We start from the raw sequence: 23,484 nt of genomic DNA, 5'->3' as shown, positions 1-23,484 counted from the left end.
CCACCGGTCGCTCTGGAAAGGATCTGATCGTGACCGAGTCATCTGCCGGTATCGTGCGTCCTGCGGTGACTGTGCGCCGCAGCCGGGTGCTCGGCTGGTTCGCCGACCGCCGTATCAGCACCAAGATCCTCATCGTCGTGCTGCTCATGGCCGGGATGGGCGCAGGCGTCGGTACGGTGGCGCTCACCCGCATGAGCGGGCTGAACGACGACCTGAACACCGTCAAGGACGGCAACGTCGAGCGTCTCGTCCATCTCGGCAACATGCGCGGCCACATGACGGACATGATGGACGCCACCCTGGGCTACAGCACCATCCCCGATCCGCAGATCAAGGCCGGTGCCAAGAAGAACATCCAGGACTACACCGCGGCGGTGACCCGCGAGTTCGAGGCCTACCGGGCCGCCGCGGTAGCGGATCCCGTCTGGGAGAAGGCCGTGGCGGACTTCGACGAGGCATGGAAGCGGTATCGGTCTCTGCGGGATGCCTCCATGACCGAGTCGAACGCGGCGATGGCGGACGCCGCCCCCGCCGACCTCGAGAAGATGCTCGCCGAGTTCGGTGAGGTGACCACCGCGTTCAAGGAGACGCTCAAGCGGCTGGTCGACTACGAGCAGACGGCCACCGAGACGGTCACCGCCGCGGCGTCCGGCCGATACGACAGCGCCCGTACCCTGATCTTCGTGCTGCTCGGCGCGGGCCTGCTGTTCGCCGTTGTGCTGGCGCGGGTCTTCTCCCGCCAGATGGCACGGTCGGTGGACGCGCTCTCCCGGGCGCTGGAGGCCTCGGCCCGGGGTGACCTGACGCAGAGTGCCGAGGTGACCTCCCGCGACGAGATCGGCCAGATGGCGGCAGCGGTCAACCGGGCCAACGCCTCCACCCGGCAGACCATCGCGGAGCTGGCGAGCAGCGCCGACAGGCTGGCGGCCAGCTCCGGTGAGCTGTCGGGCGTCAGCGACCGGATCGCCGCCTCGGCCGACGAGGCCTCCACCCAGGCCCACAACGTCGCCTCGGCCGCGGGCGAGGTCTCGCAGAGCGTGCAGACCGTGGCCGCGGGCTCGGAGGAGATGGGCGCCTCGATCCGGGAGATCGCGCACAACGCCAACGAGGGCGCCACCGTGGCCTCCCAGGCGGTGGCCGTGGCCACCTCCACCAACGAGACCGTCGCCAAGCTCGGCGCCTCGTCGGCGGAGATCGGCAGCGTGATCAAGACCATCACCTCGATCGCCGAGCAGACCAACCTGCTGGCCCTCAACGCCACCATCGAGGCGGCGCGCGCGGGAGACGCGGGCAAGGGCTTCGCGGTGGTGGCCGGCGAGGTCAAGGACCTGGCGCAGGAGACGGCCAAGGCGACCGAGGACATCTCCAAGCGGGTCGAGGCGATCCAGGCCGACACCGAGAGCGCGGTGGCGGCCATCGCGGAGATCTCGACGATCATCGGGAAGATCAACGACTACCAGCTGACCATCGCCGGCGCGGTGGAGGAGCAGAGCGCGACCACCAACGAGATGAACCGCAGCGTGGCCGAGGCCGCGCAGGGCAGCGCGGACATCGCCACCACCATCTCGGTGCTGGCCGACGCCGCCCACGTGACCGCGGAGGGGGTGGGCGAGAGCCGGCGAGCCGCGGCCGACCTGGCCGAGCTGTCGACCCGGCTGCACCAGCTGGTCTCCGGCTTCCGCTACTGAGGGACCCGGTGAACCGCTGGCTCAGGAGCCGCCCCTGGTGAAGCGACCGTCGTGACGCCCCCGATCGGACAGGCGGCGTCACGACGGTCGCTTCGACCAAGCGGTCCTGCGGAGTCGGCCGATCAGGCGGGTGAGGGCCACGCCCCCGGGAAGGTCGCCGGAGGCGGCGTCCGGATCCGGGCACCACACCGATGTGAGCTAGCCTCATCTCCATGAGCGGTTACGACGCGCTGATCCTCGCCGGGGGACGGGCCTCCCGGCTCGGCGGGCGGGACAAGCCCGGCCTGGAGGTGGGCGGTGTGCCGCTCATCGAGCGCGTGGCCGCCGCCGTGCCCGGCGCGGGCCGCCTCGTCGTGGTGGGGCCCGCCCGGCCGGGACTCGGCCGGGCGGTCTTCCGTACCGAGGACCCGCCGGGCGGAGGACCGGTCCCGGCGCTGCGGGCCGGGCTGGCGGAGGTGACCGCCCCCCGCACGGTCCTGCTCGCCGCCGACCTGCCGTTCCTGCGCGCCCGGCACGTCGAGGCGCTCCTCGACGCGGTGGGCGGCGGAGAGGAGGGGTGCGAGAAGGGCACGCCGGGCGCGGGCGCCCTGCTCGTCGACGACGACGGCCGTGAGCAGTGGCTGGTGGGAGCCTGGCGTACGGCGGTGCTCGCCGAGGCGCTCTCCGCCTACGGGGGAGGGTCCCTCCGGGGGCTGCTGGCCCCGCTGGACCCGGTCAGGCTCCACCTGCCCGGGGAACCGTGGTTCGATTGCGACACGCTGGACGATCTGACGCATGTGAGGAGCAGGACGTGAACGTGCTGGAGGAGTGGACCGCCCTGGTCTGCAGGGAACTCGGCGTCGACCCCGCGCAGGTGGACCGGGACGCGCTGCTCGACCTCACCAAGGACGTGGCCCACGGCGTGGCCCGCCCGGCCGCACCGCTGACGGCCTACGTGCTGGGCCTGGCCCAGGGGGCGGGAACGGCGCCGGCCGACGCGGTGGAGCGGGTGACGGAACTGGCCCGCAACTGGGAGCGGGCGACCACGGAGATGCTGGGCGACGCGTAGGGAACCCGGCGCGACGCAGGGGATCCGGGAAAAGGGCGACGCCGGGTGGTTACGGGGGCAAACCACCCGGCGTCGCTTCATCGGCGTTCCGACGGGGGCCCGGAACGCCGGCACCAGTGCCCCGACGGGGGACCAGGGCACTTGGTTAAAGCGTACACCTCCAACCCGGAGGATGCGTCAAGACTTCGTCACGACCCGATCTCGCGTCGGTGCCTCGGGATCTCGTTCTGTCCCGGGTCGGTAAAGCCCGGGTCGGCGGGCGCCCCGCCCCGGGGGGCGTTGGCCCCCACCACGGCGATGTACGGCAGGAAGATCGCTCCGGCGAAGAGCAGGATCTTGATCGCCATGGGTGCGGGCACGGTGAAGGCGAGGACCAGGCAGACCAGCCGGATCCCCATCTTGATCAGGTAGTTTCGCTCACGCCGCCCGATGTCCTCGCTCAGCGAGGGCCGGGCGTCGGTCACCTGATGAACCGTCTCGCGCCTGCGCCATCCCCTCACGCCTTCCAACGTAGACCTCGGATCGATCGGATGCGAACGGTCATGTGATCATGACTTCCGGGTAGGACGGGGGCATGACGGATCGAACGTACCGGGTGACCGAGATAGTCGGCACGTCGGGGGAGAGCATCGAGGCGGCGGTCCGCAACGGCGTCCGCCGCGCCGCACAGACCCTGCGGCACCTCGACTGGTTCGAGGTGACCGAGGTCCGCGGGCACATCGTCGACGGGGAGATCGCCCACTTCCAGGTCGGCATGAAAGTGGGCTTCCGCCTGGAGGACGGCTGACCGGCAGGAGACCCGCCCCCGGCCCGCACGGCGGCGGACCGGCGCCGTGCGGGCCTGCGCGCTCGCCCGGCGCCGGTCCGCCGTGCCGGATCAGCTGGCCTGGCTGACCGTCGACATGTTGAAGTCCGGCACTCGGACCGGGGGCATCACCGTGCGGGTGAAGTAGTCGTTCCACTCGCGCGGCAGCGTCTGCTCGCTCGCCCCGATCTCGGTGACGCGGCCGAGGAGGTCGACCGGGCTCTCGTTGAAGCGGAAGTTGTTGACCTCGCCCACCACCTCGCCGTTCTCCACGAGGTAGACGCCGTCGCGGGTCAGCCCGGTGAGCAGCAGGGTCTGCGGGTCCACCTCGCGGATGTACCACAGGCAGGTGAGCAGCAGGCCCCGCTCGGTCGAGGCGATCATCTCCTCCAGCGACCTGCCCCCCGCCGGTCCCTCCATGATCAGGTTGTCGATCGCGGGGGTGGCGGCCAGGTTCGTCAGCTCGGCCGAGTGCCGCGTCTGGATCAGGTTCGCCAGCGCGCCGTCGGCGATCCAGTCGGTCGGCGCCAGCGGCAGGCCGTTGTCGAACACCGAGCTCTGCCGGCTGGAGGCGTGCGCGACCACGAACGGGGCGGACTCCAGGCCCGCCGCGGCCGGGTCGCTGCGCAGCCGTACCGGGAGGGAGGCGAGGGTCTCTCCGACGCGGGTGCCGCCGCCGGGCCTGGAGAAGACCGTGCGGCCCTCGAAGGCGTCGCGGGCTCCGGCCGTCCAGTACAGGTAGATCATCAGGTCGGCGACGGCTCCCGGCGGGAGCAGCGTCTCGTACCGGCCCGCGGGCAGGTCGATCCGGTTCTTGGCCCATTCCAGCCGTCGGGCCAGCGAGGCGTCCAGCGCCGCCACGTCCACGTCGGAGAAGTCGCGGGTGGCCACGCCGGTCCAGGCCGAGCGCTTCATGTCCGGGGACTTGGCGTTGAGCTCCAGGCGCCCGGTGGGCTGGACGTGCCGGAGGCGGGCGCCGGTGGAGGTGCCCACGAACGTCGTGGTGACGCTGTGCTCGGCGAAGCCGTACAACCTGCGCCCGCCCGCCTCGGCGGCGGCGAAGGCCTCGCCCAGCGCGGGGGCGAAGGCGCCGAACACGCCGATCGAGGTGGGCTCGGCGGGGGCGTCCCAGTCGGCGGAGACGGCGCCCCCGACCAGCGGCCGGGCGTCCTCGGAGGGGCGCGCGTCCTCCGCGGCGCGGTCGGCCGCGGCGACGACGTCGGCCAGCTCCTCGGGCCGGACCGCCGCCCGGGACACCACGCCCACACCCTGCCCGGCGATCGAGATCACGGTCAGCTGGGCGGAGCGGGAGACGCCGTTGGTGGTGAGGGTGTTGCCCGCGAACCGCAGGTTGGCGCTGGAGCCGGAGTCGGCGATGACGACGGTGTCGTCGGCCGTCGACAGCTCCAGGGCCCGCTCGACCATCTCCTGCGGGCTCATCCGGGGACTCGGCTGAGAGGTCATCACTTGCCGCCTTCCTGCACGGTGTTGAGGACGCGCACGCCCCGGAAGAGCGCCGAGGGGCAGCCGTGGCTGACCGGCGCGACCTGGCCGGGCTGGCCCTTGCCGCAGTTGAACGCGCCGCCCAGCACGTAGGTCTGCTCGCCGCCGACGGCCTCCATCGAGCGCCAGAAGTCGGTCGTCGTGGCCTGGTAGGCGACGTCGCGGAGCTGACCGGCCAACCGGCCGTTCTCGATGCGGTAGAACCGCTGCCCGGTGAACTGGAAGTTGTAGCGCTGCATGTCGATCGACCAGCTCTTGTCTCCGACGACGTAGACGCCCCGCTCGACGCCCGCGATGAGCTCGTCGGTGGAGGGGCCGCCGGGCGCCGGCCGCAGCGAGACGTTGGCCATGCGCTGGATCGGCATGTGCCCGGGGGAGTCGGCGAAGGCGCAGCCGTTGGACGCGCCCAGGTCCTTCATCCGCGCCATCCGCCGGTCGAGCTGGTAGCCGACCAGGACGCCGCCGGAGACGATGTCGAACTCCCTGGTGGCCACGCCCTCGTCGTCGTAGCCGATGGTGGACAGGCCGTGCACGGCCGTGCGGTCGCCGGTCACGTTCATCGCCGGCGAGCCGTACACCAGGCTGCCGAGCTGGTCGAAGGTGGCGAAGCTGGTCCCGGCGTAGGCCGCCTCGTAGCCGAGCGCGCGGTCCAGCTCGGTGGCGTGCCCGATCGACTCGTGGATGGTCAGCCACAGGTTGGACGGGTCGATGACCAGGTCGTAGACGCCGGCCTCGACGGAGGGGGCCCTGAGCTTCTCCTCCAGCAGCTCGGGGAGGACGGCGAGCTCGGCGGGGAAGTCCCAGCCGGTGCCGGTGAGGTACTCGTAGCCGCGGCCGACGGGCGGGGCCAGGGTGCGCATCTCCTCGAAGCGGCCCTCGCCGACCTTCATGGCGTCCAGCACCGGGTGCACGCGCACCCGCTGCTGGGTGGTGCGGGTGCCCGCCGTGTCGGCGTAGAACTTCTGCTCCTTGACCTGCATCAGGGAGGCCTGGACGTGGTCCACGCGCGGGTCCTTCAGCAGGCCGCCCGACCAGTCGGCCAGCAGCTCCACCTTGTCGCGCAGCGGGACGTCGAACGGGTCGACGTCGTAGGCCGAGACCCAGGTGACGTCCGCGTGGACCGGCTCGGGGGCCAGCTCGATGGGCTCGCGGTTGACCGCGGCGGAGACGACGGCCACCTCGACGGCCTGCTCGGCCACGGCGGCCGCGGCCTCGGGCGTGAGCTCGATGCCGGAGGCGAAGCCCCAGGTGCCGTTCTTGACGACCCGTACGGCGTAGCCGAGGTCGTCGGCGTCGATGGAGCCCTCCAGCCGGGCGTCCGACAGACGCAGGGTCTCCGCGCGGACGCGTTCGAGCCGGAAGTCGGCGTGCTCGGCACCGAGGTCACGGGCACGCTGCAGGGCCGCGTCCGCCATCCGCCTCATGGGCAGGGCGAGGAAGTCGGGATCGATCTGGCGCATGTCCACGATCCTAGACCTGCGATCTTGTCCCACACGGATAACCGGTCTACTGGCAAGTAACGGATACCGTCGGCTTCATGGCTCGATCTGTTCTCGTAACCGGCGGCAATCGCGGCATCGGCCTCGCGATCGCCCGCGAACTCGCCAGGGCCGGCGACGCCGTCGCCGTCACCTACCGCTCCGGAGAGCCCCCCGAGGGGCTCTTCGGCGTGCAGTGCGATGTGACCAGCACGGCCGATGTCGAAGCGGCGTTCGGGAAGGTCGAGGCCGAGCAGGGCCCGGTCGAGGTGCTCGTCGCCAACGCGGGCATCACCAGGGACACGCTCCTGCCGATGATGAAGGAGGAGACCTTCACCGACGTCATCGACGCCAACCTGACCGGCGCCTACCGCGTGGCCAAGCGGGCCACCCGCGGGATGCTGCGGCTCAAGCGCGGCCGGATCGTGCTCATCTCCTCGGTCGTGGCGATGCTCGGCTCGGCCGGGCAGACCAACTACGCCGCCTCCAAGGCCGGCATGATCGGCTTCGCCCGGTCGGCCGCCCGCGAGCTGGGCTCGCGCGGCATCACCGTGAACGTCGTCGCCCCGGGTTTCGTGGAGACCGACATGACGGCCGCGCTGGACGAGTCCTACCAGGAGCAGATCCGCAAGAACATCCCGCTGGGACGGCAGGCCCGGCCCGAGGAGATCGCCAAGGTCGTCGCCTTCCTGGCGGGCGAGGACGCCGCCTACATCACCGGGGCCGTGATCCCCGTCGACGGCGGCCTGGGCATGGGGCACTGAGCCCCTCCCCGCAACCACCGCAAGAGCCGGAACGGCCGGACGCGCCGGGCACCCGGGCGCGAGCCCTCGGACTCGTCCGCGGGAGCACTTCACAAAGGACGGTATTCATGGGAATCCTCGACGGCAAGCGGATCCTGGTCACCGGCGTCCTGACCGACGCCTCGATCGCCTTCTCCGTGGCCAGGCTGGCCCAGGAGGAGGGTGCCACCGTCGTGCTGACCGGTTTCGGCCGGCTCAGCCTGGTCGAGCGCATCGCCCGGCGGCTCCCCGAGCCGCCGCCGGTGATCGAGCTGGACGTGCAGAACACCGAGCACCTCGACTCGCTGGCCGAGCGGGTGGGCGAGCACGTGGGCGGGCTCGACGGCGTGGTGCACTCCATCGGCTTCGCCCCGCAGAGCTGCCTCGGCGGCAACTTCCTGAACACCCCGTGGGAGGACGTCGCGACCGCGGTGCACATCTCGACATACTCGTTCAAGTCGCTGGCGGTCGCCTGCCTGCCCCTGATGAAGCAGGGCAGCTCGGTCGTCGGCCTCGACTTCGACGCCACCAAGGCCTGGCCGGTCTACGACTGGATGGGCGTCGCCAAGGCGGGGCTGGAGTCCTGCTCCCGCTACCTGGCCCGCGACCTCGGCAGGCACGGCATCCGGGTGAACCTGGTGGCGGCCGGGCCGCTGCGCACGATGGCGGCCAAGAGCATCCCGGGGTTCAAGGAGTTCGAGGACAGCTGGCCGGAGAAGGCCCCGCTCGGCTGGGACCTGTCCGACACCGTCCCGGCGGCCAAGGCGTGCCTGGCGCTGCTGTCGGACTGGTTCCCCGCCACGACCGGAGAGATCGTGCACGTCGACGGAGGGGTGCACGCCATCGGCGCCTGACCGCCGGTCTCCCGGGCCCGGACGACCGCGGGGTCCGTACCCGGCCCGGACGACCGCGGGGTCCGTACGGTCGGCCCGGCGCCCCGCACGGTCCCCGGAGGACTCCGGGCGGTCTCTAGGCGACGCGGTGCCGTCCCATCCGGAACGGCTCGAACGGGATGGATTCTTCCTCGGCCCGCCTGGCGTGCACCAGCCGGACGGCGAGGACCGCGGCGGCCAGCAGGGCCGCGGTGAGGGCGGTGCCCAGCGGGTCGGACGAGCGGGTGGGGGTGACGGCCCGCTCGCCGGGCATCCGCTGCTGCAGCTCCTGGGTGAGGGGCCCGGGCCAGAGAGGGTCCACCCGCGGAGCCTCGACGTCGACGGCGAACGGCTCGGGAAGCACCGGGTCCCGCACCTCGGTGGTGTGCGTCCGCGTCTCCGGCGGGCGCGGAGAGACCGGCCGGAACGGGATCCCCTCCTCCCGGTCCTCCTTCTGCGGCCTGGCCGGCCTGCGGCTCTCGGCGGGGGAGGGGGTGGCGGTCGGCCGTACGGCCCGGTCGGGTACGGAGGCCGTCGCGGCGGAGGCCGCACACTCGGGGGAGCGCACCAGCGGGAGGCAGACGTCGCTGAGGACCTCGGGCAGCAGTCCTTCGTCCTTCTTCTCACCCGAGCCGCCCGAACCGTGCGGCGGGGCGTCGGAGGAGGAGCCTCCACCGGTTCTCGGCCGCTCCGCCGGCGCGAGCTCGCCGACGGGCTCCAGCGCCTTCTCCGCGGTGGCGTCGAGCCCTCCGGTCACCGGTGTCAGGGAGGAGCCGGTCAGGCCGTCCACGGCGTCGGTGACGCCGTCCACCGTCTGGCAGAGCCCGCTCGTGACCCCGCCGAGCAGCCCGCCGCCCTGAGGGCAGTCCGCCGCCCGGGCGACGCTTCCGGATGCGGCCGCGACCACGGGGACCAGGGGGATCCCGCCGCCCAGCGCCAGCGCCAGCGCGCCGGCCGAGATCGCAGATCGCATCGTTCCCCCCTCGTGTGCCGGCGGCGAAGCCTCGCCGACGCCTGCCTGAACCCCGTCTGCCACGCGAATGACAGTTTTGTGCGAAGGCCGTGTTTTTCCACGGAAAGTTGCGATTCGGTATCGACTAGTGACATGCGAGAAAGACTCTCGTTCTATATGGGCGCCCCGTGCAGATCCGGGTTCTCAGTCCGCCGACACGTCGTCGAGAGCCTCCCTGATCTCCACCGGGAGTGCCAGGTCCTCGGCCTCCAGGACCCCGGTCAGCTGGGAGCAGGTGCGGGCGCCGACGATGGCCGCGGCCACCCCCGGCTGGTCGCGGACCCACGACAGGGCCACCGACAGGGGGGAGACGCCCAGTCCCTCGGCGGCGGTCGCCACCGACTCCACGACCCGGCGGCACCGCTCGTCGAGGTAGGGCGTGACGAATTCGGCCAGGTGGGGGGTGGCCGCCCGGGAGTCGGCGGGGATGCCCGTGCGGTACTTGCCGGTGAGCACCCCGCGCCCGAGCGGGGACCAGGCCAGCACCCCGGCGCCGACGTGCTCGGCGGCGGGCAGCAGGTCGCGCTCGGGCTCCCTGGCCAGCAGGGAGTATTCGACCTGGGCGGCGACGACCGGCGTCCGGCCGGGAACCGCCTGCTGGGTGACGGCGGCCGCGGCGAGCTGCCAGCCGGTGTAGTCGCACACCCCGGCGTAGGCCGCCCGGCCCGAGGAGACGATGGCGTCCACCGCCGCCAGGGTCTCCTCCAGGGGCACCTCGGGGTCGAAGGCGTGCAACTGCCACAGGTCGACCTCGTTGACGCCCAGACGGGTGAGGGAGGCGTCGACGGCGGCGATCAGGTGCCTCCGGGAGGCGTCGCGCGGCCGCCGCCCCGAAGGGGTCAGCACGGCCTTGGTGGAGAGCACCAGCTCCGAGCGGGGCACCGTGTCGCGGATCAGCCGCCCGAGCAGCCGCTCGGCCTCCCCGCCCGTGTAGACGTCGGCGGTGTCGATCAGGGTGCCCCCGGCGTCGGCGAAGGCGCGGAGCTGCGCCGCGGCGTCCTCGGCGCCGGTGTCGCGCCCCCATGTCATCGTCCCGAGCCCGAGACGGGACACCGACAGGCCGCTCCGGCCGACATAGCGCTGCTCCATGATCCGGCCAGGTTACCGCCCGGACAGGTGAAAACGAGGGAACGACTGCTGCAAGACTTGGAGCCGTGACGACGCTGTTGCTGGCAAGACACGGCCTTACCCCTCTCACCGGCCCGGTGCTGGCCGGGTGGACCCCGGAGGTGCATCTCAGCGACGCCGGCCGGGCCCAGGCGGAAGCCCTGGCCCTGCGGCTGGCCCCCCTGGAACTGGACGCCATCGTCTCCAGCCCGCTGGAGCGCTGCCGGGAGACCGCGCAGGCGATCGCCGGCGGCCGCGGCGCGCAGGTGCTGACCGACGAGCGGTTCGGCGAGTGCCGCTACGGCGACTGGACCGGCCGGCCGCTCGCCGAGCTCGCCGAGGACCCGCTCTGGCCCGTGGTGCAGACCCATCCGAGCGCGGTGACCTTCCCCGGGGGGGAGTCCCTGCCCTCGGTCCAGCACCGCGCGGTGACCGCGGTCAGGGAGTGGAACGCCCGCCTGGGACCCCGGGCCGTCTACCTCGTCTGCAGCCACGGCGACGTGATCAAGTCCATCGTGGCCGACGCCATGGGCCTGCACCTGGACCAGTTCCAGCGGATAGCGGCCGACCCCGCCTCCCTCACAGTGATCCGCTACACCCCCATGCGTCCCTTCGTCCTCAGGCTCAACGACGTGGGCGGAGATGTGACCGGATTGCGACCCCGGGAGGGTTCGGAGGAAGAAGACGGGGGAGAAAATCCCACCGGGAGCGATGCCGCAGTCGGCGGCGGATCCGGGACCACGTAAGGTCGGGCTATGCCGGTGTTCGACTACGACCCACCTGAGAGGTTCGTGGCTGGTGCGGTGGGACAGCCGGGTTCGCGGGCCTTCTTCCTGCAGGCCCGGGGCGAGGGGCGGCTGACCACCGTCGGGCTGGAGAAGTTCCAGGTGGCCGCGCTCGCGGACCGCCTCGAGGAGCTGCTCGACGAGGTGCTGCGCCGCAGCGGCGGCACCGCCCACGTGCCGGCCGTCGCCCCCGAGGCCCTGACCGACAACGACCCCCTCGACATGCCGATCAGCGAGGACTTCCGGGTCGGCACGATGGCCCTCGCCTGGGACCCCGAGGCGTCCCAGGTGGTGATCGAGGCACAGGAGGTCGTCGCGGAGGACGAGGAGTTCGAACCGTCCCTCCTCGACGAGCCCGCCGTGCTCCGGGTCCGCATCAGCCCCGCCGCGGCCAGGGCCTTCACCCGGCGCGCGATGGCCCTCGTCGCCGCGGGCCGCCCGCCCTGCCCGCTGTGCGCCCAGCCGCTCGACGCGGAGGGGCACGTGTGCGTACGGCTCAACGGTTACCGAGGCAGTGCGACTGCATCCGGTGGAGGAGGCGAATGAGTGCCGAAAGCGAGCCCACGCTGAGTGCGCCGCCCGCGACCGGGCTGGACGACGAGGCCGCTCTGCGACTGCTCCGCGAAGGTCACCTCGAGGTCGCCGGCCGGCTGGTCGAGGCGACGAACATGACGCTCTACTGCTCGGTCCGGCTGGGCGGTCTCGCCGCCGCCTGCGTCTACAAGCCGGTGCGCGGTGAACGGCCTCTCTGGGACTTCCCGGACGGGACCCTGGCCGCGCGCGAGGTCGCCGCGTTCGAGCTCTCGGCCGCGACCGGCTGGCGCATCGTCCCCCCGACGGTCTACCGGGACGGGCCCTTCGGCCCCGGCATGTGCCAGCTGTGGGTCGACACCGACCCCGAGGCCGACCTGATGGCGCTGATCCGCAGCCGTCAGCCCGCCCTGCGGCGGATGGCCGTGTTCGACGCCGTCGTCAACAACGCCGACCGCAAGGGCGGACACCTGCTCCCGCTCGCCGACGGGCACGTCCACGGGGTGGACCACGGGGTCTGCTTCTCCACCGAGGACAAGCTCCGCACCGTGCTCTGGCAGTGGCGCGGCAAACCTCTGCCCCGGGAGGCGATGAACGTCCTGGCCCGTCTGGAGCGGGAGCTGGAACGGGGCCGCCTGGGCCGCCGCCTCCGGGAGCTCCTCACCCTCGCCGAGGTGGAGGCCACCTGGGCGCGGGTCCGCAAGCTCCTGGACACCGGCCTGCACCCCCGCCCCTCACAGGACTGGCCCGCCATCCCCTGGCCCCCGATCTGAGGCCCCCGATCTGAAGCTCTGATCCGGATCCCGGCCTGAGGCCCCCGGTGCGCCCCGCCGGTCCTCCGGCTTGCGGTCCGGCGTGCCCGGCCGTCGGCCCACCCCGTCGGCTCCGCCGGATCTGCCGTAGTCTGCCGGACATGTGCACGGCTGTCGTCAGCGTCGCCCCCGGCGCCGAGATCCCCCTGATCCTGATCGGTGTCCGGGACGAGTTCACCGGCCGCCCCTGGGCCGCCCCGGCGGAGCACTGGCCCGGCCTGGTCGGCGGCAGGGACCTGCTCGCCGGCGGGACCTGGCTGGCCGTCGACCCCGGAGGCGGCCGGGCCTGCGCGCTGCTCAACGGCCACGGTGTGCCCGCACCGGAGCCGATCCGCCGCTCCCGCGGCGAGCTGCCGCTGCTGGTCGCGGCGGGAGACGGCCCCGCGGACCTGGAGCTGGCCGGCTACGACCCCTTCCACCTCGTGCTGGCCGATGCCGCGGGCGCCCGCCTGTGGAGCTGGGACGGCGCCGCCCTGGACGGTACGGAGCTCCCGGCCGGGACCCACATGATCGTCAACAGCGGATGGGAGCGTGGCGCGGACAACGAGCGCGTCGCGTTCTTCCGCCCCCTGTTCGACGGGGCCCGGCGGCCCACCGCGCTGGACGGCCCCTGGGACGAGTGGGCGTTCCTGGCCACCGGGGCGGGCCTGCCGACAGACGATCCCCGCGCGCTGATCATCCGGCACGAACTCCCCGACGGCCGGGTCTTCGCCTCGCTCTCGGTCACCCTGCTCGCCTTCTCCGCCGACGGGATCCGCTACGACTTCACCGGTGACCCCGGTGACCCCCGGGCGTTCCACCGGGTCCTGCCGGAATGAGCCGGCCGGTCCCGGTGGTTGTGATGGACGCCCCGAATCCACCGCCCCGGGGTGATCGGGGCGGTCCGTCCCCTGGATAGGCTCACTACATGAGATCGTGGTCTGCGCCGAAGGTTCCTCGGCTCCCTGGTGCTGGTGCTCCGCTGCGGTTGTTCGACACCGCCGCCGGAGAGGTCGTCCCCACGCAGCCGGGGCCCGTCGCGCGGATGTACGTCTGCGGCATCACGCCCTACGACGCCACCCATCTGGGCCATGCCAACACCTACCTCGCCTTCGACCTGGTCAACCGGGCCTGGCGGGACGCCGGCCACGAGGTCCACTACACCCAGAACGCCACCGACGTCGACGACCCGCTCCTGGAGCGCGCCGAGCAGACCGGTCAGGACTGGCAGGAGCTCGCCGAGCGCGAGATCGAGCTGTTCCGCACCGACATGGAGGCGCTGCGCATCCTCCCGCCCCGGGAGTACGTCGGCGTCACCGAGTCGATCGACCAGGTCGCCGAGCTCATCGTGAACCTGCGCGACAAGGGCGCCACCTACGAGCTCGACGGCGACGTCTACTTCGACGTCGCCGCGGCGCCCAAGTTCGGCGCGGTCTCCGGCTACCCCGAGGAGCTGATGCTCACCCTGTTCGGCGAGCGCGGCGGCGACCCCGGGCGGGACGGCAAGAAGCATCCGCTCGACTGGCTGCTGTGGCGCGCCGAGCGTCCGGGTGAGCCGTCCTGGCCCTCCCCGTTCGGCCGGGGGCGGCCCGGCTGGCACATCGAGTGCACCGCGATCGCGCTGGCCAACCTCGGCACCGGCTTCGACGTCGCGGGCGGCGGCTCCGACCTGATCTTCCCGCACCACGAGTGCGGCGCCCACGAGGGCCACGTCGGGGCGGGGGAGTGGCCCTTCGCCAGGGCCTACGTCCATGCGGGCATGGTCGCCCTCGACGGCGAGAAGATGTCCAAGTCCCGGGGCAACCTCGTCTTCGTCTCCCGGCTCCGCCAGGAGATCGACCCCATGGCCGTCAGGCTGGCCCTGCTGGCGCACCACTACCGGGACGACTGGGAGTGGACCGCCGACCAGTCGGCCTCCGCCGAGGTACGGCTGGCACGCTGGCGCTCGGCCGCAGGCCTGGAGACGGGGCCCCGGGCGGACGCGGTGCTCGCGGACGTCCGCGCCCGGATCTCCGACGACCTGGACGCCCCCGGGGCGCTGGCCGCCATCGACGGCTGGGCGGAGCGGGCGCTCTCGGAGGGCGGCACCGACCCGCAGGCGCCCGCGCTCGTCAGGGACGTGGCGGACGCGCTGCTCGGGGTCCGGCTCTAGCCCGCACCGGAGGCCGGCCGGGGGCGCCCGTCGCAGGCGGGCCGCCCCCGCTGCTCCGCCCGTGCCGGAGGTCCGGAGCGCGGGCGGAAGCCCGGGAAGGCACCGGATGGAAGCCCGGGAGAGCAAAGCTCGCTAAGGCACCAGGAAGCTCGGGAAAGCACCAGGAGGCCTGGGAAAGCACTGAGCCCCGTACCGCTGGTGCGGTACGGGGCTCAGGTGGAGCTGCTAACCGACGTCAGAGGGGCTGAACCTGCTCAGCCTGGGGGCCCTTCTGGCCCTGGGTCGTGACGAAGCTGACCCGCTGGTTCTCCTCCAGGCTGCGGTAGCCGCTGGAGTTGATAGCCGAGTAGTGCACGAAAACATCGGCGCTACCGTCGTCCGGAGCGATGAATCCGAAACCCTTTTCGGCGTTGAACCACTTAACGGTGCCTTCAGACAAAACTACTTCTCCTCATTGGGAGCCTCACCGAAACGCCAGGTCGGCGCACCGGGGCTGCACTGCGGACCCTACCATGCATCCGCGGAGACCATCCGGAGAAAGCTGGAACGCCCGCTGTCGACGGACTTCTCAAACACTTGCGGTGACAAGCTACCTGAAAACTGCGACGGCAACTTCTTCAAGCTACCGGATGCCGGGGCGCCTGGCAAACATCCGCAGGCGCGCCCCTTTTCGCGCCGCCCGCCGTATCGAGGGCCGTGCGCCGCGGAGAGGGAGCGAACGGTATGCGGACTTTGCCTGCTAATTGGGATAAAACACTCAAAATGGGACATTCTTCAGGAAGTGTTCACGATCCTCCGCGGGGAGCCGGTCGGCGAAGAGCATGCCGTCGAGGTGGTCGGCCTCGTGCTGGAGCACGCGGGCGAGCATGCCGAGGGCGCGGACGGTGACGGGCTTGCCGAACATGTCGCGGCCCCGCGCGGTCACCATGTAGGAGCGCTCCAGCGGCCACCACAGGCCGGGTGCGGACAGGCAGGCCTCGTCGGCCGTGACCTTCCGCTCGGACAGCTCCAGCCGCGGGTTGACGAGGTGACCGGAACGGCCGTCGAGCTCGTAGACGAGGACCCGGAGCGGGACGCCGATCTGGGGGGCGGCCAGGCCCGCGCGGCCCGCGCCGGCCCGCAGGGTCAGCTGGAGGGTCCTGACGAGCCTGCGCAGCTCGCGGTCGAACGTGGTCACCGGATCGGTCACGGTCCGTAGCACAGGGTCGCTGAACATGCGGATCGGCTGGACGGTCACGCGTACTCCCCGAGGCGGCGGGCTGATGTGCCTACGATTCCCGGCGGTACGGATTTCCAATCCAACCTGGAAATCCGGTCATGTTTCCGCAATGTTGCGGACGTGCGACGTGTGCATTGCACATTTCAGCGGTTAGCCACACGTAACCGGTGCACCATCACACAACGTGAATGTGCGTAACGCCTCACTCCTAGATTTTCCGGGACCGGATCCCCGAAGAACCGAGCAGGAGGAGGAACGATGGCGAAGCGCTGGATCACCGAATGGCGGCCCGACGACCCCGGTTTCTGGGAGCAGAGTGGAAAGAGGGTCGCCCGGCGGAACCTGCTCTTCTCCGTCTTCGCCGAGCACCTCGGCTTCACCGTCTGGACGGTGTGGAGCATCGTGGCGGTCAAGCTCGGCTCCTACGAGTTCTCCACCGACCAGCTCTTCTGGATCGTCTCCCTGCCGAACCTGGTCGGCTCGGCGCTGCGCATCCCCTACACCTTCGGCCCGGCGAAGTTCGGCGGCCGGAACTTCACGGTGGTGAGCGCGCTGCTCCTGCTCGTCCCGGCGGCGCTGCTGGCCGTCGCGGTCAGCGACCCCGCCACGCCGTACTGGGTGTTCCTGGCCATCGCGGCCACCGCGGGTCTGGGCGGCGGGAACTTCGCCTCCAGCATGGCCAACATCACCTACTTCTACCCGCAGGCCAAGCAGGGCTCGGCGCTCGGCCTCAACGCCGCGGGCGGCAACATCGGCGTCAGCTCCGTGCAGCTGTTCATGCCGCTGGTCATCGGCGCGTTCGGGCTGGCCGCCGCCGGGTTGTTCTGGATCCCGTTCATCCTGGCCGCCGCGGCCGGCGCCTACTTCTTCATGGACAACCTGACCGTCGCCAAGGCCGACCCGAAGGCACAGCTGAAGATCGCCGGACGGGCCCAGACCTGGATCATGGCGCTCCTCTACATCGGCACCTTCGGTTCCTTCATCGGCTACTCCACCGCCTTCCCCCTCCTCATCAACAGCCAGTTCCCCGAGCAGGCCTCCCTGGTCACGCTGGCCTTCCTCGGCCCGCTGGTGGGCTCGCTGATCCGCCCCGCGGGCGGCTGGCTCGCCGACCGGATCGGCGGCTCGCGGGTGACGCTGGTCAACTTCGGCGCGATGGCCGGCGCGGTGGCACTGGTCTGGCAGGGACTCGTCCAGCAGAGCTTCGCCCTGTTCTTCTGCTCCTACATGCTGCTGATCGCCACCACCGGCGTCGGCAACGGCTCCACCTACCGGATGATCCCGGCGATCTTCCGGGCCAAGGCCACGGCCGGGATCCCGGCGGGCACGCCCGCCTACGAGGCGGCGCTGGCCGTCGGCAAGCGCGACGCCTCGGCCGCGGTCGGGCTCATCTCCGCGATCGGCGCGTTCGGCGGGTTCTTCATCAACCGCGGGTTCGGCAGCTCCATCGCCGCCACCGGGGGAGCGGGCGCCGCGCTGGCGTCCTTCGCCGGCTTCTACGTGCTGTGCGCGTTCATCACCTGGGCCTGCTACCTGCGGACCGCCGGCCGGGTGCCGAGCCTGGCGGCCGCCCGCGTCTGACCGCGCCCGTCCATCCCGGCCCGCCTCACGTCCGGGTGAGGGCGAACGTGAACACGGTTAGAGGCTTGTAGCACAGCGGTAACAGGAGGGACCCAGCGGTGAAACCGCTCGAAAGCACCATCGGACGCATGCCGCTCTCACTTCCCGTCGCAGCGCCTGTGAAGGCGCCGGTGGCGACGCACTGCCCCTACTGCGCCCTGCAGTGCGGCATGAACGTCGCCGCAGGCGCCGACGCCGGGACCGGCACGGTGGCGATCACCCCGCGGCAGGACATCCCGGCCAACGCCGGGGGACTCTGCCAGAAGGGCTGGACCGCCGGGGAGCTCCTCACCGGAGGTGCGCGGCTCACCACCCCGCTCCTGCACGGCGAGCCGGTCGAATGGGACGAGGCGCTCGACTTCGTCGCCGACCGGATCCGCGCGCTGCAGGCAGAGCACGGCCCCGACGGCGTGGCCGTGTTCGGCGGGGGCGGCCTCACCAACGAGAAGGCCTACCTGCTGGGCAAGTTCGCCCGGGTGGCGCTGCGGACCAGCCAGATCGACTACAACGGCCGGTTCTGCATGTCCTCGGCCGCCGCCGCGTCGAACCGGGCCTTCGGCATGGACCGTGGGCTGCCCTTCCCGATCACCGACCTGGCCGCGGCCGACGCGGTGCTGCTGGCGGGCGGCAACATGGCCGAGACCATGCCGCCGTTCGTCCGCCACCTGACCGCGATGCGGGACCGGGGCGGCCGCCTGATCGTCATCGACCCCCGCCTCACCGCGACCGCCCGCCTGGCCGACCTGCACCTGCAGCCCACCCCCGGCACGGACCTGGCGCTCGCCCTCGGCCTGCTCCACCTCGTGGTCGCCGAGGGCCGCGTGGACGAGGACTACGTGGCCGCGCGGACGAACGGCTTCGCGGCGGCGGCCACCTCCGTGGCGGCCTGGTGGCCGGAGCGGGTGGAGCGGATCACCGGCGTCCCCGTCGCGCAGATGCGCCTGGCCGTGGAGATCCTCGCGGACGCGTCCCGCGCCGCGATCCTCACCGGGCGCGGCGCCGAGCAGCACGCCAAGGGCACCGACACCGTGACCGCCTTCATCAACCTGGCCCTGGCCCTGGGGCTGCCCGGCCGGCCCGGCTCGGGCTACGGCTGCGTGACCGGCCAGGGCAACGGGCAGGGCGGCCGCGAGCACGGCCAGAAGGCCGACCAGCTCCCCGGCTACCGGAAGATCGACGACCCCGCCGCCCGCGCGCACGTCGCCCGCGTCTGGGGCGTCGACCCGGACGAGATCCCCGGCCCCGGCCGCTCGGCCTACGAGCTGCTCGACGCCCTCGGCACGGCCGGCGGCCCCCGCGCGCTGCTGCTGTTCGGCTCCAACCCGGTGGTCTCCGCGCCCCGCTCCGGACACGTCACCGAACGGCTGAAGGGCCTGGACCTGCTGGTGGTCTCCGACCTCGTCATGTCGGAGACCGCCGCCCTGGCCGACGTGGTGCTCCCGACCACCCAGTGGGCCGAGGAGGAGGGCACGATGACCAACCTGGAGGGACGGGTCCTGCTCCGCCGCAGGGCGGTCGCCGCGCCCGAGGGGGTCCGCAGCGACCTGGAGGTCCTGCGCGGCCTGGCCGTACGGCTGGCCGGGCCGGACGCGGACGGGCCGCGCGGCGCCGCCGGGTTCCCGACCGACCCCCGCGAGGTCTTCGAGGAGCTGCGCCGGGCGAGCGCCGGCGGGACCGCCGACTACGCGGGCATCACCTACGAGCGGATCGCCGCCGAGACCGGCGTCTTCTGGCCCTGCCCCGCCGAGGACCACCCCGGCACGCCGCGGCCCTTCCTGGACGGCTTCGCCACCCCCGACGGCCGCGCCCGGTTCGTCCCGGTCGAGCACCGCCCGCCGGGGGAGGACGTCGACGCCGACTACCCGCTGTACCTGACGACCGGCCGCGTGCTGGCCCACTACCAGAGCGGCGCCCAGACCCGCAGGATCGCGGCCCTCAACGCGGTCGTCTCCGAGACGTTCGTGGAGATCCACCCCGACCTGGCCGAGCGCCTGGAGGTGTCACCGGGCCAGCGGCTCCGGGTGGTCAGCCGCCGGGGCGAGACCGAGGGCGCGGCCAGGGTCAACCCGGCGATCCGCGCCGACACCGTGTTCATGCCGTTCCACTGGATCGGAGCCAACGTGCTGACCAATCCCGAACTCGACCCGGTGTCGAGGATGCCGGAGTTCAAAGTGTGCGCAGTGAGAGTGGAGCGTGTCGGATGACCCGGCTGGTGGTGGTGGGCAACGGGATGGCGGGCTCCCGCCTGGTGAACGAGGTCCGCGCCCGGGACAAGGACATGAAGGTGACCGTCTTCGGCGCCGAGGACTGGCAGCCGTACAACCGGGTGCTGCTGTCGAACGTGGTGGCCGGGACCATGCTCCCGGACCAGGTGCGGCTGCTGGACCCGTCCTGGTACGCCGACCACGGGGTGACGGCCATGCCGGGCGTCGCGGTGACGGCGATCGACCGGGAGGCGCAGGCGGTCGTCACCGCCGACGGCGGGCGGGAGCCGTACGACGTCCTGGTGCTGGCGACCGGGAGCGAGGCCGTGGTGCCGCCGGTGCCCGGCGCGGAGCGGGCCGTCACCTTCCGGACGCTGGACGACTGCCAGGCGATCCTGGAGGCCGCCGCCACGGCGCGCGGTGCGGTGGTGGTCGGCGGCGGGCTGCTGGGCATCGAGGCGGCCCGGGGGCTGGCCGGCCGCGGACTGCCGGTGACGCTGCTCCACCTGGCGGGACACCTGATGGAGCGCCAGCTCGACGCCGAGGCGGGGCTGGTGCTCCAGGAGACGCTGACGGAGCTGGGCGTGCGCATCCGGACCGGCGTCGTGGTGGAGGAGATCGAGGAGCACGGCGTACGGCTGGCCGGCGGCGAGACGGTCGACGGCGACCTGGTGGTGCTCGCCTGCGGGGTCCGCCCGGTGACCTCCCTGGCCAGGGACGCGGGCCTGGAGGTGGCGCGCGGGATCGTGGTGGACGCCGAGATGCGCACCGACGACCCGTCGATCTTCGCGATCGGCGAGTGCGCCGAGCACGAGGGCATGGTCTACGGTCTCGTCGCCCCCGCCTGGGAGCAGGCGGCGGTCGTCGCCGACCTGGTGACCGGCGCCGACAAGACGGCCCGCTACCGCGGGTCGCGGCTGGTGACCCGGCTGAAGGCCAAGAGCGTCGAGCTGGCGGCGATGGGCGAGACCCACGTGGACGAGGACGCCGACCGCTCGACGGAGGTGGTGCGGTTCAGCCACCGGGCCCGCGGCACCTACCGCAAGCTCGTCATCCGCGACGGCCGGCTGGTCGGGGCGATCCTGCTCGGCGAGACGGCGGCGGTGGGCACCCTCACCCAGCTCTTCGACCGGGGCGCCCCGGTCCCCGGCGACCGGGCGGGGCTGCTCTTCCCCGGCCTGAGCGGCACGCCGGTGGCCGACAGCCCGGTGCGGATGCCGGACGCGGCCAAGGTGTGCCAGTGCAACAACGTGACCAAGGGCCAGATCCGGGCCTGCTGGGAGTCCGGGGCCCGCGACGTGGAGGCCGTGGCGGCCGCCACGCGTGCCACGACCGGCTGCGGCGGCTGCCGCGACGCGGTCGAGGGCATCGTCGGCTGGCTGTGCGAGCAGGAAGGGGTCTCGGCGTGACGGACGTGGCGGAAGGAAGGGGCGCGCAGATGACGCGGCTGGTAGTGGTGGGACACGGGCCGACGGCCTACCGGCTGGTCGAGACGCTGACCGACCGCGGCTTCGGGGGGCGGATCACGATCCTGGGGGAGGAGCCCCGGCCCGCCTACGACCGGGTGGCGCTGACCTCCTACCTGGCCGGCAAGAGCGCCGAGGACCTCACCTACCCGGTGCCCGACGGCGTCGTGCTCCGGCTCGGCTCGGCGGTCACCGCGATCGACCGGGACGGCCGGACCGTGACGACGGCCGACGGGCACGCCGAGCCGTACGACGTGCTGGTGCTGGCCACCGGCTCCAGCCCGTTCGTGCCGCCGGTGCCCGGCAAGGACCTGGACGGCTGCTTCGTCTACCGCACCATCGACGACCTGGACGCGATCCGGGAGGCGTCGGCGGGCGCCACGGCCGGCGTGGTGATCGGCGGCGGGCTGCTCGGCCTGGAGGCCGCCGACGCGCTGCGCGGGCTGGGCCTCGAGACGCACGTCGTGGAGATGGGCGGCTGGCTCATGCCCCGCCAGGTCGACGAGGGCGGCGGCGCGGTGCTGCGCGGCCACATCGAGTCGCTCGGCCTGGGCGTGCACACCGGCGCCGGGGTCAAGGAGATCGCCGCCGACGACGCCGGGCGCGCGTCGGGCCTGGTCAAGCCGGACGGCGAGACGATCGAGGCGCAGGTCGTGGTCTTCTCGGCCGGCGTGCGCCCCCGCGACGAGCTGGCCCGCACCTGCGGCCTGGCGGTCGGCGAGCGCGGCGGCATCGCCGTCGACGACGGCATGCGCACCAGCGACCCGGCGATCTACGCGATCGGCGAGTGCGCGCTGCACCAGGGCATGGTCTACGGCCTGGTCGGGCCGTGCTTCACCATGGCCGAGGTCGCCGCGGACCGCATCCTCGGCGGCGAGGCGGCCTTCACCCCCGCGGACATGTCGACCAAGCTCAAGCTGCTCGGCGTGGAGGTCGCCCAGTTCGGCGCGATGGACGGCGCGCTCGACGTGACCTTCATGGACCCGGTCACCGGCGTCTACCAGAAGCTGTTCGTCAGCGACGACGCCCGCACCCTGCTCGGCGGGATCTGCGTCGGCGACGCCACGCCGTACAACACGCTCAAGCCCTTCGTCGGCCGCGAGCTGCCGGGCTCGCCGAGCGAGCTGCTGTTCACCGGCGGCCCGGCGAACATGGAACTGCCCGCCGAGGCGGTGGTCTGCTCCTGCAACAACGTCACCCACGGCCAGATCTGCTCCGCCATCGCGGACAAGGGCCTGACCGACGTGGCGGAGATCAAGGCCTGCACCCGCGCCGGCACCACCTGCGGCAGCTGCGTCCCGATGCTCAAGCAGATCCTGGTGAAGTCCGGCGTCGAGGTCTCCAAGGCCCTGTGCGAGCACTTCACCTACAGCCGGGCCGAGCTGTTCGACATCGTCCGGGTGCGCGGCATCACGACGTTCTCCCAGCTCATCGCCGAGCACGGCACCGGGCGCGGCTGCGACATCTGCAAGCCCGTCGTCGCCTCCATCCTCGCCTCGCTCGGCAACGGCCACATCCTCGACGGCGAGCAGGCCGCGCTGCAGGACACCAACGACCGCTACCTGGCCAACATCCAGCGCAACGGCACCTACTCGGTCGTGCCGCGCATCCCCGGCGGGGAGATCACCCCCGACAAGCTCATCGTGATCGGCGAGGTCGCCCGCGACTTCGGCCTCTACACGAAGATCACCGGCGGGCAGCGGATCGACCTGTTCGGCGCGCGCGTCGAGCAGCTCCCGCTGATCTGGAAGCGCCTGGTCGACGCCGGCTTCGAGTCCGGCCACGCGTACGGCAAGGCGCTGCGCACGGTCAAGTCCTGCGTCGGCTCCACCTGGTGCCGGTACGGCGTGCAGGACTCCGTCGGCCTGGCCATCGCGCTGGAGCTGCGCTACCGGGGGCTGCGCTCGCCGCACAAGCTGAAGTCGGCCGTCTCCGGCTGCGCCCGCGAGTGCGCCGAGGCGCGCGGCAAGGACTTCGGCATCATCGCCACCGAGCTGGGCTGGAACCTCTACGTCGGCGGCAACGGCGGCTTCACCCCGCGGCACGCCGACCTGTTCGCCTCGGACCTGTCCACCGACGAGCTGATCCGGGTCATCGACCGCTTCCTGATGTTCTACATCCGCACCGCCGACCGGCTCCAGCGCACCTCGGTCTGGCTGGAGAACCAGGGCCTCGACTACGTCAAGGAGGTCGTGCTGGAGGACTCGCTGGGCATCTGCGCCGAACTGGACGCGCAGATGGAGCGGCACGTCGCCGGCTACGCCGACGAGTGGCGCGCGGTCCTGGACGACCCCGAGCGGATGCGGCGCTTCGTCTCCTTCGTCAACGCGCCCGGCACCCCGGACCCGTCGATCGCCTTCGCCCCGGAGCGGGACCAGGTCAAGCCGGTCCTGATCCCGCTCGAGGCGGTCCGATCCTGAC

General features: G+C 72.3%; 22 protein-coding genes. 15 read left to right on the top strand and 7 right to left on the bottom strand.

What is annotated here, in order from left to right; translation table 11 throughout:
• Window positions 1-29 precede the first annotated feature (29 nt).
• The 3 genes from HS048_RS24080 to HS048_RS24070 all read left to right on the top strand — a co-directional run bounded on the left by HS048_RS24080 (window position 30) and on the right by HS048_RS24070 (window position 2,736).
• Window positions 30-1,688, top strand: coding sequence for a methyl-accepting chemotaxis protein (locus HS048_RS24080; RefSeq protein ID WP_196468749.1), 1,659 nt, complete (start codon window positions 30-32; stop codon window positions 1,686-1,688).
• Window positions 1,689-1,900: 212 nt separating this feature from the next.
• Entirely contained in the window at window positions 1,901-2,482 is a 582-nt protein-coding gene (locus HS048_RS24075) for a molybdenum cofactor guanylyltransferase (RefSeq protein ID WP_196468748.1), read from the top strand.
• Complete coding sequence (locus HS048_RS24070; RefSeq protein ID WP_196468747.1) at window positions 2,479-2,736, top strand: DUF6457 domain-containing protein; 258 nt, start codon at window positions 2,479-2,481, stop codon at window positions 2,734-2,736. Before HS048_RS24075 ends, HS048_RS24070 begins: the two co-directional genes overlap by 4 nt.
• A 188-nt stretch (window positions 2,737-2,924) precedes the next feature.
• Here the strand turns inward: HS048_RS24070 and HS048_RS24065 are convergent, their stop codons facing one another.
• Complete coding sequence (locus HS048_RS24065) at window positions 2,925-3,200, bottom strand: DUF3099 domain-containing protein (protein WP_231647464.1); 276 nt, start codon at window positions 3,198-3,200, stop codon at window positions 2,925-2,927.
• A gap of 110 nt (window positions 3,201-3,310) precedes the next feature.
• Here HS048_RS24065 and HS048_RS24060 point away from each other — a divergent pair, with 110 nt between their 5' ends.
• Window positions 3,311-3,523 (top strand): dodecin, encoded by a 213-nt coding sequence (locus HS048_RS24060; protein ID WP_068899322.1) that lies wholly within the window; start codon window positions 3,311-3,313, stop codon window positions 3,521-3,523.
• A 90-nt stretch (window positions 3,524-3,613) separates the two neighbouring features.
• On the opposite strand, the gene HS048_RS24055 is transcribed toward HS048_RS24060, so the two are convergent.
• Both HS048_RS24055 and HS048_RS24050 read right to left on the bottom strand, forming a co-directional pair.
• Window positions 3,614-5,005 carry a metallopeptidase TldD-related protein gene (locus HS048_RS24055; protein ID WP_230881861.1) on the bottom strand — a complete coding sequence of 464 codons (1,392 nt, stop codon included), beginning with the start codon at window positions 5,003-5,005 and terminating at the stop codon, window positions 3,614-3,616.
• Entirely contained in the window at window positions 5,005-6,504 is a 1,500-nt protein-coding gene (locus tag HS048_RS24050) for a TldD/PmbA family protein (protein ID WP_196468746.1), read from the bottom strand. The genes HS048_RS24055 and HS048_RS24050 overlap by 1 nt, the downstream gene beginning before the upstream one ends.
• Window positions 6,505-6,581: 77 nt before the next feature.
• Between HS048_RS24050 and HS048_RS24045 the strand changes: the two genes are divergently transcribed.
• The gene (locus HS048_RS24045; RefSeq protein ID WP_068899325.1) at window positions 6,582-7,286 is read left to right on the top strand and encodes a beta-ketoacyl-ACP reductase; all 705 of its coding nucleotides are present in this window, start codon (window positions 6,582-6,584) and stop codon (window positions 7,284-7,286) included.
• 107 nt (window positions 7,287-7,393) lie between these two features.
• A complete protein-coding gene (gene fabI / locus HS048_RS24040) occupies window positions 7,394-8,158 on the top strand; it encodes an enoyl-ACP reductase FabI (protein ID WP_068899326.1) in 765 nt (254 codons plus the stop codon).
• A 115-nt stretch (window positions 8,159-8,273) separates the two neighbouring features.
• On the opposite strand, the gene HS048_RS24035 is transcribed toward fabI, so the two are convergent.
• Both HS048_RS24035 and HS048_RS24030 read right to left on the bottom strand, forming a co-directional pair.
• Entirely contained in the window at window positions 8,274-9,149 is an 876-nt protein-coding gene (locus HS048_RS24035) for a hypothetical protein (protein WP_196468745.1), read from the bottom strand.
• 183 nt (window positions 9,150-9,332) lie between these two features.
• Window positions 9,333-10,277: an aldo/keto reductase gene (locus HS048_RS24030; protein WP_068899330.1), complete on the bottom strand. Its 945-nt coding sequence runs from the start codon at window positions 10,275-10,277 to the stop codon at window positions 9,333-9,335.
• A 65-nt stretch (window positions 10,278-10,342) separates the two neighbouring features.
• Here HS048_RS24030 and HS048_RS24025 point away from each other — a divergent pair, with 65 nt between their 5' ends.
• From HS048_RS24025 to mshC, 5 genes are all read left to right on the top strand, one after another.
• Window positions 10,343-11,041 (top strand): histidine phosphatase family protein, encoded by a 699-nt coding sequence (locus tag HS048_RS24025; protein ID WP_196468744.1) that lies wholly within the window; start codon window positions 10,343-10,345, stop codon window positions 11,039-11,041.
• Between the two features lie 9 nt (window positions 11,042-11,050).
• Window positions 11,051-11,626, top strand: a complete 576-nt coding sequence (locus HS048_RS24020; protein WP_068899333.1) for a DUF3090 domain-containing protein — start codon at window positions 11,051-11,053, stop codon at window positions 11,624-11,626.
• Window positions 11,623-12,384 (top strand): SCO1664 family protein, encoded by a 762-nt coding sequence (locus HS048_RS24015; RefSeq protein WP_068899335.1) that lies wholly within the window; start codon window positions 11,623-11,625, stop codon window positions 12,382-12,384. The genes HS048_RS24020 and HS048_RS24015 overlap by 4 nt, the downstream gene beginning before the upstream one ends.
• Before the next feature lie 140 nt (window positions 12,385-12,524).
• On the top strand, window positions 12,525-13,241 hold the full coding sequence (locus tag HS048_RS24010) for an NRDE family protein (RefSeq protein ID WP_196468743.1): 717 nt from the start codon (window positions 12,525-12,527) through the stop codon (window positions 13,239-13,241).
• Window positions 13,242-13,330: 89 nt separating this feature from the next.
• Complete coding sequence (gene mshC, locus HS048_RS24005; protein WP_196468742.1) at window positions 13,331-14,554, top strand: cysteine--1-D-myo-inosityl 2-amino-2-deoxy-alpha-D-glucopyranoside ligase; 1,224 nt, start codon at window positions 13,331-13,333, stop codon at window positions 14,552-14,554.
• Window positions 14,555-14,789: 235 nt separating this feature from the next.
• Here mshC and HS048_RS24000 read toward each other — a convergent pair whose 3' ends face one another.
• Both HS048_RS24000 and HS048_RS23995 read right to left on the bottom strand, forming a co-directional pair.
• On the bottom strand, window positions 14,790-14,993 hold the full coding sequence (locus tag HS048_RS24000; RefSeq protein WP_068899339.1) for a cold-shock protein: 204 nt from the start codon (window positions 14,991-14,993) through the stop codon (window positions 14,790-14,792).
• A 318-nt stretch (window positions 14,994-15,311) separates the two neighbouring features.
• Entirely contained in the window at window positions 15,312-15,791 is a 480-nt protein-coding gene (locus HS048_RS23995) for a peptide deformylase (RefSeq protein ID WP_196468741.1), read from the bottom strand.
• Between the two features lie 240 nt (window positions 15,792-16,031).
• Between HS048_RS23995 and HS048_RS23990 the strand changes: the two genes are divergently transcribed.
• From HS048_RS23990 to nirB, 4 genes are all read left to right on the top strand, one after another.
• Window positions 16,032-17,354, top strand: coding sequence for an MFS transporter (locus HS048_RS23990; RefSeq protein ID WP_196468740.1), 1,323 nt, complete (start codon window positions 16,032-16,034; stop codon window positions 17,352-17,354).
• A 128-nt stretch (window positions 17,355-17,482) separates the two neighbouring features.
• A complete protein-coding gene (locus tag HS048_RS23985) occupies window positions 17,483-19,597 on the top strand; it encodes a molybdopterin oxidoreductase family protein (RefSeq protein WP_068899512.1) in 2,115 nt (704 codons plus the stop codon).
• The gene (locus HS048_RS23980) at window positions 19,594-21,006 is read left to right on the top strand and encodes an FAD-dependent oxidoreductase (RefSeq protein WP_068899343.1); all 1,413 of its coding nucleotides are present in this window, start codon (window positions 19,594-19,596) and stop codon (window positions 21,004-21,006) included. The genes HS048_RS23985 and HS048_RS23980 overlap by 4 nt, the downstream gene beginning before the upstream one ends.
• A gap of 29 nt (window positions 21,007-21,035) precedes the next feature.
• Window positions 21,036-23,483, top strand: coding sequence for a nitrite reductase large subunit NirB (gene nirB / locus HS048_RS23975; protein WP_068899344.1), 2,448 nt, complete (start codon window positions 21,036-21,038; stop codon window positions 23,481-23,483).
• Window position 23,484 lies beyond the last annotated feature (1 nt).

The organism is Planomonospora sp. ID91781, assembly GCF_015711595.1.
Lineage (GTDB): Bacteria > Actinomycetota > Actinomycetes > Streptosporangiales > Streptosporangiaceae > Planomonospora > Planomonospora parontospora.
Note: the sequence above shows the minus strand (reverse complement) of the source record. Positions and strands in the feature narration are given on the sequence as shown.

Bases quoted from the DNA above. Each gene is read 5' to 3' on its own strand.
- HS048_RS24075 (WP_196468748.1), top strand. From the start codon at position 1,901: ATGAGCGGTTACGACGCGCTGATCCTCGCCGGGGGACGGGCCTCCCGG.
- HS048_RS24060 (WP_068899322.1), top strand. From the start codon at position 3,311: ATGACGGATCGAACGTACCGGGTGACCGAGATAGTCGGCACGTCGGGG.
- HS048_RS24055 (WP_230881861.1), bottom strand. From the start codon at position 5,005: ATGACCTCTCAGCCGAGTCCCCGGATGAGCCCGCAGGAGATGGTCGAG.
- HS048_RS24050 (WP_196468746.1), bottom strand. From the start codon at position 6,504: ATGCGCCAGATCGATCCCGACTTCCTCGCCCTGCCCATGAGGCGGATG.
- HS048_RS24045 (WP_068899325.1), top strand. From the start codon at position 6,582: ATGGCTCGATCTGTTCTCGTAACCGGCGGCAATCGCGGCATCGGCCTC.
- fabI (WP_068899326.1), top strand. From the start codon at position 7,394: ATGGGAATCCTCGACGGCAAGCGGATCCTGGTCACCGGCGTCCTGACC.
- HS048_RS24035 (WP_196468745.1), bottom strand. From the start codon at position 9,149: ATGCGATCTGCGATCTCGGCCGGCGCGCTGGCGCTGGCGCTGGGCGGC.
- HS048_RS24030 (WP_068899330.1), bottom strand. From the start codon at position 10,277: ATGGAGCAGCGCTATGTCGGCCGGAGCGGCCTGTCGGTGTCCCGTCTC.
- HS048_RS24020 (WP_068899333.1), top strand. From the start codon at position 11,051: ATGCCGGTGTTCGACTACGACCCACCTGAGAGGTTCGTGGCTGGTGCG.
- HS048_RS24015 (WP_068899335.1), top strand. From the start codon at position 11,623: ATGAGTGCCGAAAGCGAGCCCACGCTGAGTGCGCCGCCCGCGACCGGG.
- HS048_RS24010 (WP_196468743.1), top strand. From the start codon at position 12,525: ATGTGCACGGCTGTCGTCAGCGTCGCCCCCGGCGCCGAGATCCCCCTG.
- mshC (WP_196468742.1), top strand. From the start codon at position 13,331: ATGAGATCGTGGTCTGCGCCGAAGGTTCCTCGGCTCCCTGGTGCTGGT.
- HS048_RS23990 (WP_196468740.1), top strand. From the start codon at position 16,032: ATGGCGAAGCGCTGGATCACCGAATGGCGGCCCGACGACCCCGGTTTC.
- HS048_RS23985 (WP_068899512.1), top strand. From the start codon at position 17,483: ATGCCGCTCTCACTTCCCGTCGCAGCGCCTGTGAAGGCGCCGGTGGCG.
- HS048_RS23980 (WP_068899343.1), top strand. From the start codon at position 19,594: ATGACCCGGCTGGTGGTGGTGGGCAACGGGATGGCGGGCTCCCGCCTG.
- nirB (WP_068899344.1), top strand. From the start codon at position 21,036: ATGACGCGGCTGGTAGTGGTGGGACACGGGCCGACGGCCTACCGGCTG.